Raw genomic sequence first — 10,708 nt, forward strand, 5'->3', positions numbered from 1 at the left:
AAATAGGAGGAGCAGGCATATGATACTGGTTATCGATAATTACGATTCCTTCACGTACAACCTGGTTCAATATCTTGGTGAACTAGGTGAAACTGTGGAAGTACGTCGCAACGATGAAATTGATCTGGCAGGTATTGAAGCTCTGGCACCTGATCATATTCTGATCTCTCCAGGCCCTTGCACTCCAACTGAAGCAGGGATCAGCTTGGCTGTTATTGATCACTTCAAGGGTAGCATCCCGATCTTTGGCGTATGTCTGGGACATCAATCCATTGGACAGGCCTTCGGCGGTAATGTGATTCGAGCAGATCGCATGATGCATGGTAAGACATCCGAGATGCATCATAACGGTACATCCGTCTTTGCTGGATTACCGTCACCTTTTACCGCTACACGTTACCATTCCTTAATTGTTGAGCGCAGTAGCTTACCAGATTGTTTAGAGATCACAGCAGAAACTGCTGAAGGTGAGATCATGGGATTGCGTCATAAAGAGTATGCGATTGAAGGTGTTCAGTTCCATCCAGAATCTATTATTACAGATCACGGTCATCAGATGTTACGTAACTTCTTGTCCGGGCGGGTGACCGTATAACATGAACTATGCCGCGATCAACGGAGACGTAATCCATATGGCGGCAGCCGTGATTCCGGTAACGGATCACGGCTTTTTATATGGACTTGGTTTGTTCGAGACATTTCGGACGTATCGTGGTGTGCCATTTCTGCTGGAGCAGCATTTAGAGCGAATGGCTGCTGGATGCCATGAACTAGGTATTCCTTTTACAGTAACAACAGCACTAGTGACGGATTGGATTCAGCGTTTGTTGCTAGCGAATGAGTTAGAAGATGCTTATGTGCGTTATACCGTCTCGGCGGGTGAAGCCCCTCTTGGATTGCCATCCGGAGATTATATTCAGCCTAATCATATCGTTCTGGCCAAAGAGTTACCGCCCCTATCCTCCTCTCTCTATGAGCAGGGCAAAATGCTTCAATGTCTGACGACACCTCGCAATACGCCTGAAGGACATGTTCGCCTCAAGTCGTTACATTATATGAACAGCATTCTTGCCAAACGGGAGTTGAATGGATATGGTGCACCAGTTCAGGGCGCGGAAGGGCTGCAATTAACACGTAGCGGCTATGTGGCTGAGGGAATCGTAAGCAACGTATTTTGGGTGATGCAGGGTGTGTTGTACACACCAGCGATTGAGACTGGTATTTTACCAGGTATCACCCGTGCGGTTGTATTGGAGTTAGCACTACAGCAAGGTATTCCTTGTAAAGAGGGATTATTTTGCTGGGATGAGCTGCTGCATGCAGACGAGGCTTTCCTAACAGGTTCGGTGACGGAGCTTGTTCCTGTTACGACTTTGCGTGATCAACATGGAACGGAAACAATCATTAGCAACGGACAAATAGGCCCAGTTACATCCTTACTTCTGGGTATGTATCGAGAGAAAGCGGGGTATACTTCATGACACTTACGCCAGTTATATATGAACGAACTTATTCCTTTGGCCCAGCGGAATTAAAACTTGGAGACCGGACATTAATTATGGGCATCTTGAACGTCACGCCTGATTCATTCTCCGATGGTGGGCGTTACAATCATGTTGATCTCGCTGTGGCTCATGCCATACAGATGATTGAGGACGGCGCTGATCTAATTGATATCGGTGGAGAATCCACGAGACCAGGCTCAGAGGTTGTGAACTCCGAGGAGGAATTAAGCCGGATTATTCCGGTAATTAAAGCACTGCATCAGCAAGCTCCACATATTCCGATATCCGTGGATACCTACAAGGCGGATGTAGCTCGGCAGGCTATTCTGGCTGGGGCACATATCATCAATGATGTGTGGGGAGCCAAAGCTGACCCGGCTATGGCACAAACAGCTGCAGAGCTTGGTTGCCCTCTGATGTTGATGCACAATCGACAAGAACGAGACTACTCTAATTATTTACAGGATGTCGTGCAGGATATCGAGGATAGTATTCAGATTGCCCTAAAGGCAGGTGTACATCAGGATCAAATTATCATTGATCCGGGAATCGGCTTCGTAAAGGATTTGAAGGAGAATCTCACCTTGATGTCTTCATTAGCTATGCTGAACGAACTAGGTTATCCTGTTCTACTAGCAACCTCGCGTAAGAGGTTCATCCAGAACACCTTGGGGGTTCAGGCCGATGATGCAGTAGAGGGCACAGCTGCAACTGTAGCCTTTGGCATTGCACAAGGCTGTCAGATGGTACGTGTCCATGATGTAAAATCAATTCGTCGGACGGTAGACATGTGTGATGCCATGTTATACGCGTCTCCTGGCTTGCGAAGAAAATAAGTTGACTGTATAGCAAGAGAGATGTTTTTTTTATTATAAAAGGATAGGCGGTTATATAATGGATAGAATGGTGCTACACCGGATGGAGTATTACGGATATCACGGGGTATTTGAGGAAGAGCGGAAGCTTGGACAGCGTTATTATATTGATCTGGATATTGATATGGACTTGGGCGAGGCCGGACGTAATGATGACTTAACCAAAACAATTAATTACGCAGAGATTCATGAACTAGTGAAGCATATTGTCGAAAATACTTCATTCCAGTTAATTGAAGCTTTAGGTGAGCATATTGCATCTTCTTTACTAGACACTTATACTATTATCAATGCATTGACAGTCAAAGTGACGAAGCCACATCCACCATTTGATATTCATTTTGGGGGCGTAACGGTAGAGCTTCGCCGCACAAGAAAGTGAGAACCGATCATGATTGCACATTCGACCTCTGATTCTTCAGAGGCTTATATTGCTTTAGGGGCCAATTTGGGCGACCGAGAGCAGACATTGCTTGAAGCGTTAACGCTCCTGGATGCACATCCGCATATATCTATACTGCGCTGTTCTGCGCTCTATGAGACGGATCCTGTCGGGTATGTGGATCAGCCTGCGTTTCTAAATATGGCTATAGCTGTAACGACACAATGGACACCGGAGCAATTGCTCACGGAATTATTAGATGTTGAGAACCGGCTTGGACGTGTTCGTGATATTCGTTGGGGTCCTCGTACCGTTGATCTGGATTTACTCTGGGTCGCTGGAGAGACACGGGAGACCGAAGTACTTCAACTGCCTCACCCACGCATGGGTGAACGTGCATTTGTGTTAGTTCCGTTGTCAGACGTTGTCATGAAGAATGAGCCTTCGGGCTTGTATGACTTTGTACATGCATCGTTGTCTGTTCTCGATGGAAAGGATGGAATACAGCTTTGGAAAACGTGCAATTGGCCAATCGAATCCGGGCATTCCGGAAGCTGAAAGGTTTGACACAACAAGAGCTTGCTTCGAAGACGCGCATCTCACTGGCGACGCTCGGAACCATTGAACGTGGCAATCGCAAAGTATCCGAACAGGAGCTGAATCGGATTGCAGAGATGCTGGGGATTAGTGTATCGGAGATAAGAGGCGAGTAAGTCATCACTACATGTGCTGTTGAGGGCATAACAAAATATCTTAATAATCGTTGATTTTATATAGCACTGTTGATTCGTATAGATCAATCATGATTAAACACCATGTGTACGAAATACAACCTGAATACAAATAACTGGAACATTACGGGGACTCAAGTAAGAGTCCTACGGTTTGATGAGGAGTGTAACGACGAACATGCTGAAAATTGGTGGCATTGAAATGAAAAACCAGGTCGTACTTGCGCCGATGGCTGGTGTATGTAATCCGGCTTTTCGTTTGATCGCGAAGGAATTTGGAACAGGCCTCGTATGTGCGGAGATGGTGAGTGGTAAAGCCATCGTGCATGGCAATCAGCGTACACGTGAGATGCTGTTTGTTGATGAACGTGAGAAACCACTAAGCCTGCAAATCTTTGGAGGCGATCGCGATTCACTTATCGAAGCAGCCAAAATCGTGGACAAAGAAACGAATGCGGACATTATCGACATTAACATGGGCTGTCCTGTGCCTAAAGTGACGAAATGTGATGCAGGTGCAAGATGGTTGCTTGATCCAAACAAAATCTACGAAATGGTCTCCGCTGTCGTGGATGCTGTTGAGAAGCCGGTGACGGTTAAGATGAGGATCGGCTGGGATAGTGAACATATCTTTGCGGTGGAGAATGCACTTGCGATTGAACGTGCTGGCGGTCAAGCGGTAAGTGTGCACGGAAGAACACGGGAGCAGCTCTATACAGGTACGGCAGATTGGTCACACATTAAGGATGTAAAAGAGGCTGTCTCGATCCCGGTAATTGGGAATGGAGATGTATCTTCACCGGAGGATGCCCGCCGTATGTTAGATGAAACGGGATGTGACGGTGTGATGATTGGTCGTGCTGCCCTGGGAAATCCATGGATGTTATATCGTACGATTCAGTACTTAAGCACGGGTGAATTGCTCCCTGACCCGAATGGCGAGGAGAAGATTCGTGTTGCAATCTTGCATATGGATCGACTTATCGCATTGAAGAACGAGACGGTTGCTGTACGTGAGATGCGTAAACATCTAGCTTGGTATCTGAAAGGACTGAAAGGTTCTGCTAGGATCAAAGATATCATTATGGAAGGTACCAAACGTGATGAGATGGTGCAGATTTTGGAGGATTTTGTAGGTAGACTGAAGTTGGAAGGTAACCTAGAAACTGAACCTGTTGCAGCAGGCAATGCATCCTAAACTCGGATTGTAAAACGTTTACAGATATAAGGGGCGTAACATTGACTTTTCGAGACCGTTCCCCTATAATTTCACAGTATAAATTCGCCATGTGCGTCATAAGGTTAGTGCATCAGGAGGACGTTCTGTTTCTCCGGAGAACTTCATATAGTTTCTAAGATGTATGTGGGCGGAGCTCTGTGAACAAACGGCATGGATTCCGTTGCCATGCAATCAAATTATTCCCATGACAGGAGAATCGGTTGAGATGAGCGATAAGGAAGTTATCCTTACACCAGAAGGACTCAAGAAGCTGGAAGAAGAACTGGAAACACTAAAATCAGTGAAGCGCCGTGAAGTGGCTGAACGGATCAAAGTAGCCATCGGTTATGGAGATATCAGTGAAAACTCCGAATATGAAGATGCTAAGAATGAACAGGCTTTTATCGAAGGTCGTATCATTACATTGGAGAAATTGCTGCGTAACGCTCGAATCATTAACAGTGACGAGATCGACACAGATGCTGTAAGTATCGGTGCAACCGTTACTGTAGAAGATCTCGAGTTCGGTGATATCACAGAATATACGATTGTAGGAACTGCGGAATCTAATCCGCTTCAGAACAAAATTTCGAACGAAAGCCCTGTTGGTAAAGCAATTTTGGGCAAGAAAAAAGGTACAGTTGTTGATGTGAGCGTACCTGCTGGCGTAATTCAATATAAAATTGTAGATATTAAAAAGTAATCGTAGCAATGAAGCAGTAGGACACGAAAGACAAAAGCTTCCTTAGGGAAGCTTTTTCATCATATGAGGGTGACACCTCTGAGAATGTCTGCAATGTAAATAAGGAGATGAATACAGATCATGACGGATGAAGTCTTGAATCAGGAAACCGAACTTAGCGAGCTTTTGCAAATTCGCCGCGACAAATTGGACGAGCTCCGCAAATTGGGGATTGATCCTTTTGGCCAAAAATACGTGCGTACCGAAGAAGCCGGTTCTATTTTGAAGAAGTATGAAGAACTGACTAAGGAAGAGCTGGAAGAGAAGCAGATCGAAGTCAGTATTGCCGGACGGATTATGGCGAAGCGGGGAATGGGTAAGGCAAGCTTTGCGCATATTCAGGACCTGAGCGGCAGAATCCAGATCTATGTTCGTCAGGATACCGTGGCAGAGGACAAATACGCGGCATTCAGCCTGCTGGATCTAGGAGATATTGTTGGAGTTAGCGGTGTGATCTTCAAAACGAAAACAGGCGAAACTTCCGTTAAAGTGAAAGATCTAGAAGTGCTCTCCAAATCCCTCTATCCGCTACCGGACAAATTCCATGGTCTTACTGATGTAGAGCTGCGTTATCGTCAGCGCTATGTTGACCTGATTATGAGTCCGGATGTGCAACAGACGTTTATTTTGCGTTCCAAGATCATTCAGTCTATGCGTCGTTATTTGGATTCTCTGGGATACTTGGAAGTGGAAACACCGACCTTGCATACGATCGCAGGTGGTGCTGCGGCACGTCCATTCATCACGCATCACAATGCACTGGATATGGAACTGTACATGCGGATCGCGATTGAGCTTCACCTGAAACGCCTGATTGTTGGCGGATTGGAGAAAGTGTATGAGATCGGCCGTGTATACCGGAACGAAGGGATGTCAACACGTCACAATCCGGAATTCACGATGATTGAATTGTATGAAGCATATGCTGACTACAAAGATATCATGCATTTGACAGAGAATCTGGTTGCACATATTGCTCAGGAAGTATTGGGTACGCAAGTAATCCAGTATGGAGAGCATGAAGTGAATCTTAAGCCAGAATGGCGCCGGGTTACGATGGTAGATGCGGTTAAAGAAGTGGTGGGTGTAGACTTCTCCGTCCATATGACGGATGAGGAAGCACACAGCTTGGCGAAGGAGCATAAGGTTCCGGTTGAGAAGCATATGACATTTGGTCATATTCTGAACGCGTTCTTCGAGCAGTTTGTAGAAGAAACGTTAATTCAGCCAACTTTCATTATGGGACATCCGCTTGAAATTTCGCCACTGGCGAAGAAAAACGATGTAGATCCACGCTTTACGGATCGCTTCGAGTTGTTCATCGTTGGACGTGAGCATGCGAATGCCTTCACTGAGTTGAATGATCCCATTGACCAGCGTCAGCGTTTTGAAGCACAGATGCTTGAGAAGGAACACGGGAATGATGAGGCACATGAGATGGATGATGACTTCATTCGTGCGCTCGAATATGGTATGCCACCGACAGGTGGACTGGGCATCGGGATTGACCGATTGATCATGTTGCTCACAAACTCACCATCCATTCGGGATGTACTGCTCTTCCCTCATATGCGTCCACGTACACAAGATTAATAGAGGTTGTTCAAAAAGTTCGCTTTTGATTACGAAGGATGCCTAACAGCATCTCAGCATCGAAGATGGGATTCAGCCGAAATGTCCGTTGCTCACGTAGTTTGCCTACGCTCCGCTACTCCATTTCTATCTTCATCCCATCTTCTCGGTACTGAAAACCGCCCTTTTTGAACACGCACTAATAAGGAACGTTCTATGCGTTCATAATAGAAGAGGAACCTGCCATTCAGTTTAAACTGAGGCAAGTTCCTCTTTAGGTTTACATAGAAGGATCGTTAGAGCGAAAGAAACATCATGATAATTTCTCAGGCTTCATATGAAGATGAAGCTAGCTCTAGCAGGACTTTTACCGCTCACTATGCTTGTATTTTGTTAAAAGAGGTGCCCTTCATGAAGTTCAGGCTTCACTTTCCTAAATTCCTATCCCCTCCGTTGATTCTGGTTGGTGGTTTTATACTCATCATCTCCATCGGTACGATATTGCTTATGCTTCCGATCTCTAATCAGAGCGGCGAGCACCTGGCATTTATCGATGCGCTGTTTACGGCTACCTCTGCGGCATGTGTGACCGGACTGGTTGTTGTAGATGTGGGGACAACCTTCAATTTATTTGGTCAGATTATTATAATGGTGCTCATGCAACTCGGTGGACTTGGATTTATGACCATTGCCACGTTGTTTGCATTGGTTATGGGTAAGCGCATCTCACTTCGGGATAGGTTACTGCTCAAAGAGGCCATTAACGCGGATAGTATGGAGGGTATTGTACGTATCATTCGTAAGGTGCTGATTTTTTCTTTTACCATTGAGGGAGTAGCGGCAATTATACTGGCGTTGCGCTGGGCAACAGAGATGCCTGTCGTGCAGGCTGCATACTATGGAGTGTTTCACTCGGTATCCTTGTTTAATAACGGTGGGTTCGACCTATTTGGTAACAGCTTTCAGTATTATAGGGGCGACTGGTTGTTTAACCTAACAGCCTCTATCCTTGTCATCTCGGGTGGACTCGGCTTTGTAGTTCTAAATGATCTATTCGAATATCGCAAACGCCGCCGTTTGTCGCTACAATCCAAGCTAGTGCTGTCCGTATCGGGTGCGTTGATTGGGATCGGAGCGATTGTCCTATTTATCTTTGAATTCACGAATGGACATACGTTGGCACCGCTGAGTTGGAGTGAGAAGATATATGCGGCCATATTCCAATCGGTGTCTACCCGCTCATCAGGTACGAGTACCATTGATATTACAGAGATGAGACAGGCTACGCAGTTCTTTTTCATCCTATTAATGTTTATTGGGGCTTCACCAGGATCGACGGGTGGTGGGATCAAAACGACAACATTTTTAATTATGATTGGCGCCGTATATGCCATGATTCGTGGCAATAAAGATATCGTGTTCTTCCGTCAACGTGTTCCGAAGGAACTGCTTATGCGGGCATTGACCATTATTATGGTCTCTTTAATCATCTTCATGGTCGTTGTCATGCTTTTATTGACGACAGAGGATGCGCCGTTTCTCGCGCTTATGTTTGAGGCCGCCTCGGCAATTGGAACAGTTGGACTTTCGGTGGGTGTTACTCATGAGTTAACCGATTGGGGCAAAATTATTATTACATTTACAATGTTTGTTGGCCGTATTGGGCCGTTAACGATTGCTTATGCGCTTCGTCCGCGCAAAGAGAAGAAATTGTATCGTCATCCAGAAGGACGGATCATTATCGGATAAGGAAAGAGAAACCGTCAGACAAGTGGTGTAGCCGCTGTTAGAGATAACAGGGCAATTAACCAGTATGTCTGACGGTTTTTTTGGGTTTACATCGCATAACGTATTTAGTCACGACTCTTGTGAATCGCATAAAGAGGCAAGATGTAATGTGAGGATGTCATCCATAACCTTCGCATTCATCGATTCAGGTCTGAGGATAGCGTGAATGGCTAATCCATCGATTAGTGCATACAATCGTTCGATCTCAAGTTCTACGTTTAGGTCGAGACTTGTTAACCTAAGCTCCATCAGATGAGTGATGACATATGTAGCCATCCGCCGGAGTTCGTTATAGACATTATCCGCAAGCGACTTGAGCGCCGGATCTGTTTTGGACTTTACAGTAAAAGCGAACCATACCTCCATCTCTGCAAACTTCTCGTCTGTATTAGGCAAGAGTTCTAATAATATCTTCTTCATATCCTCCAGTGGAGAGCCGGTGAGTGACATCTGATGATATCGGTGCGTAACTCGTTCAGATACCAGATTCATAGCATATAGGAGTAAATCCGATTGCGTAGAGAAATAATGACGCATTGAACCTGTAGATAGGTTGGCTTCTTTTGCAATATTACGAACAGAGGTATGCTCCATACCATCCCTGCGAATGACGCGCCATGCCGCTTCCGCAACAAGTAGACGTTGTTTATCGTGATCAACTATTTTAGGCATGTTCTAAGTATATCATTGTTGCTTATTATAATACAAACGTGTTAAATTGTTTTTAGTACACAAGTGCTAAAAAGAAGGGGGTAAGAATTTGATTGCTTATTTTATTATAGGGTGTGAGATTGCCTTCTGGGTGTTTGTGGCTGCGGGATTGAGTGTCCGATATCTACTTGGGATGAAAAGAACGGGAATCGCTCTTCTCATGGCAACACCTATAGTGGATGTATTGTTATTGGTGGCAACGGTCATGGATCTTCAACGTGGAGCAACTGCGAGTACGATCCATGGTATAGCGGCGATCTATATAGGTGTGAGTGTAGTCTATGGTCATCGCATGATTGCTTGGGCGGATCGGTACTTTCTCTATTGGTTCAAAGGCGGGGATAATCCTCGAGGTCAGAAGGTCTATGGCAGGGAGCATGCCAATCGTGAGATCCAGGGATGGTTCAGGCATCTAGCTGCTTGGTGTATTGGTTGTTTGTTTCTATATATCATGGTTCTGTGGATTGGTGATGCAGAGCGGACAGAAGCATTCACAAGTCTTATTAGAATTTGGGGAATGATATTAGGAATCGATTTTATTATTAGCTTCAGCTATACGTTATGGCCACGAAAGATACCTCTTGAGAAAATGAAGTAACATTGACAATGTGATCTAAAGATCTAAAGAGAGGTTCGATATGAGTTTAACCTTATACATGACATCTTCGAACCTCATAAATCATAAAACTAACTTTGGAGTACTGTTGATGTATATTTCTATGGATAGGACGGGAAGTATAATATCAGTGTTTGTTGAGGGAGTTTAGTGTGGTTATATCTTATTTTAAACTTTTCTTCAAAAAAAGCTTGCGTTCTAAATCTGTACATGGTATATTCTAATTCCGGCCAAGAAAACACGAGAAACACGGTGCGGCAAGCAAACAAAATAAGCTTCGAAAGAAACTTAAAAAAAGAGCTTGCAAAGTTGGTTCGGATGTGATAAGATATAAAAGTTGCTGACGAGAACGAATGTTGGCGCTGAAATAAGTTTGATCTTTGAAAACTGAACAACGAGTGAGTAACGATCTTGCTTGCAAGATCGACGCTGAGAAATCGTACATCTCTTCGGACTGGATGATTTTGAAGCACAAATGAGATTTTTAATCTCGTCAGATTCAAAATGAGCTAATCGCTCTTTTCAATACTTTATTGGAGAGTTTGATCCTGGCTCAGGACGAACGCT

Annotated in this window: 12 protein-coding genes; 11 read left to right on the forward strand and 1 reads right to left on the reverse strand. The window is 44.8% G+C overall.

The genetic code is table 11. The annotated features are described in order from the left end of the window. Positions 1-19 precede the first annotated feature (19 nt). From pabA to ASD24_RS16060, 10 genes are all read left to right on the forward strand, one after another. Positions 20-595: an aminodeoxychorismate/anthranilate synthase component II gene (gene pabA, locus ASD24_RS16015; protein WP_056697455.1), complete on the forward strand. Its 576-nt coding sequence runs from the start codon at positions 20-22 to the stop codon at positions 593-595. Between the two features lies 1 nt (position 596). After that, positions 597-1,481, forward strand: coding sequence for an aminotransferase class IV (locus ASD24_RS16020; RefSeq protein ID WP_056697457.1), 885 nt, complete (start codon positions 597-599; stop codon positions 1,479-1,481). After that, positions 1,478-2,341: a dihydropteroate synthase gene (gene folP, locus ASD24_RS16025; RefSeq protein WP_056697459.1), complete on the forward strand. Its 864-nt coding sequence runs from the start codon at positions 1,478-1,480 to the stop codon at positions 2,339-2,341. Before ASD24_RS16020 ends, folP begins: the two co-directional genes overlap by 4 nt. A gap of 58 nt (positions 2,342-2,399) precedes the next feature. After that, on the forward strand, positions 2,400-2,762 hold the full coding sequence (folB, locus tag ASD24_RS16030) for a dihydroneopterin aldolase (RefSeq protein ID WP_056697460.1): 363 nt from the start codon (positions 2,400-2,402) through the stop codon (positions 2,760-2,762). Between the two features lie 9 nt (positions 2,763-2,771). Next, on the forward strand, positions 2,772-3,320 hold the full coding sequence (gene folK / locus ASD24_RS16035; protein WP_056697462.1) for a 2-amino-4-hydroxy-6-hydroxymethyldihydropteridine diphosphokinase: 549 nt from the start codon (positions 2,772-2,774) through the stop codon (positions 3,318-3,320). After that, positions 3,272-3,475 (forward strand): helix-turn-helix domain-containing protein, encoded by a 204-nt coding sequence (locus ASD24_RS16040; protein ID WP_056697464.1) that lies wholly within the window; start codon positions 3,272-3,274, stop codon positions 3,473-3,475. Before folK ends, ASD24_RS16040 begins: the two co-directional genes overlap by 49 nt. 196 nt (positions 3,476-3,671) lie before the next feature. After that, positions 3,672-4,691, forward strand: coding sequence for a tRNA dihydrouridine synthase DusB (gene dusB, locus ASD24_RS16045; RefSeq protein ID WP_056697465.1), 1,020 nt, complete (start codon positions 3,672-3,674; stop codon positions 4,689-4,691). A 247-nt stretch (positions 4,692-4,938) separates the two neighbouring features. Beyond that, positions 4,939-5,415: a transcription elongation factor GreA gene (gene greA / locus ASD24_RS16050; RefSeq protein ID WP_056697486.1), complete on the forward strand. Its 477-nt coding sequence runs from the start codon at positions 4,939-4,941 to the stop codon at positions 5,413-5,415. A gap of 120 nt (positions 5,416-5,535) precedes the next feature. Beyond that, positions 5,536-7,047: a lysine--tRNA ligase gene (gene lysS, locus ASD24_RS16055; protein WP_056697467.1), complete on the forward strand. Its 1,512-nt coding sequence runs from the start codon at positions 5,536-5,538 to the stop codon at positions 7,045-7,047. Positions 7,048-7,341: 294 nt separating this feature from the next. Continuing rightward, positions 7,342-8,775: a TrkH family potassium uptake protein gene (locus tag ASD24_RS16060; RefSeq protein WP_156395477.1), complete on the forward strand. Its 1,434-nt coding sequence runs from the start codon at positions 7,342-7,344 to the stop codon at positions 8,773-8,775. Positions 8,776-8,883: 108 nt separating this feature from the next. Here ASD24_RS16060 and ASD24_RS16065 read toward each other — a convergent pair whose 3' ends face one another. Continuing rightward, the gene (locus tag ASD24_RS16065; RefSeq protein WP_056697472.1) at positions 8,884-9,486 is read right to left on the reverse strand and encodes a TetR/AcrR family transcriptional regulator; all 603 of its coding nucleotides are present in this window, start codon (positions 9,484-9,486) and stop codon (positions 8,884-8,886) included. An 88-nt stretch (positions 9,487-9,574) separates the two neighbouring features. Here ASD24_RS16065 and ASD24_RS16070 point away from each other — a divergent pair, with 88 nt between their 5' ends. Next, the gene (locus ASD24_RS16070) at positions 9,575-10,123 is read left to right on the forward strand and encodes a hypothetical protein (RefSeq protein ID WP_056697474.1); all 549 of its coding nucleotides are present in this window, start codon (positions 9,575-9,577) and stop codon (positions 10,121-10,123) included. Positions 10,124-10,708: the final 585 nt, after the last annotated feature.

It is taken from the genome of Paenibacillus sp. Root52 (assembly GCF_001426865.1).
Lineage (GTDB): Bacteria > Bacillota > Bacilli > Paenibacillales > Paenibacillaceae > Paenibacillus.

Excerpts from the sequence above, each read along its gene's own strand:
- pabA (WP_056697455.1), top strand. The coding sequence starts at position 20 with ATGATACTGGTTATCGATAATTACGATTCCTTCACGTACAACCTGGTT.
- ASD24_RS16020 (WP_056697457.1), top strand. The coding sequence starts at position 597 with ATGAACTATGCCGCGATCAACGGAGACGTAATCCATATGGCGGCAGCC.
- folP (WP_056697459.1), top strand. The coding sequence starts at position 1,478 with ATGACACTTACGCCAGTTATATATGAACGAACTTATTCCTTTGGCCCA.
- folB (WP_056697460.1), top strand. The coding sequence starts at position 2,400 with ATGGATAGAATGGTGCTACACCGGATGGAGTATTACGGATATCACGGG.
- folK (WP_056697462.1), top strand. The coding sequence starts at position 2,772 with ATGATTGCACATTCGACCTCTGATTCTTCAGAGGCTTATATTGCTTTA.
- dusB (WP_056697465.1), top strand. The coding sequence starts at position 3,672 with ATGCTGAAAATTGGTGGCATTGAAATGAAAAACCAGGTCGTACTTGCG.
- greA (WP_056697486.1), top strand. The coding sequence starts at position 4,939 with ATGAGCGATAAGGAAGTTATCCTTACACCAGAAGGACTCAAGAAGCTG.
- lysS (WP_056697467.1), top strand. The coding sequence starts at position 5,536 with ATGACGGATGAAGTCTTGAATCAGGAAACCGAACTTAGCGAGCTTTTG.
- ASD24_RS16060 (WP_156395477.1), top strand. The coding sequence starts at position 7,342 with ATGATAATTTCTCAGGCTTCATATGAAGATGAAGCTAGCTCTAGCAGG.
- ASD24_RS16065 (WP_056697472.1), bottom strand. The coding sequence starts at position 9,486 with ATGCCTAAAATAGTTGATCACGATAAACAACGTCTACTTGTTGCGGAA.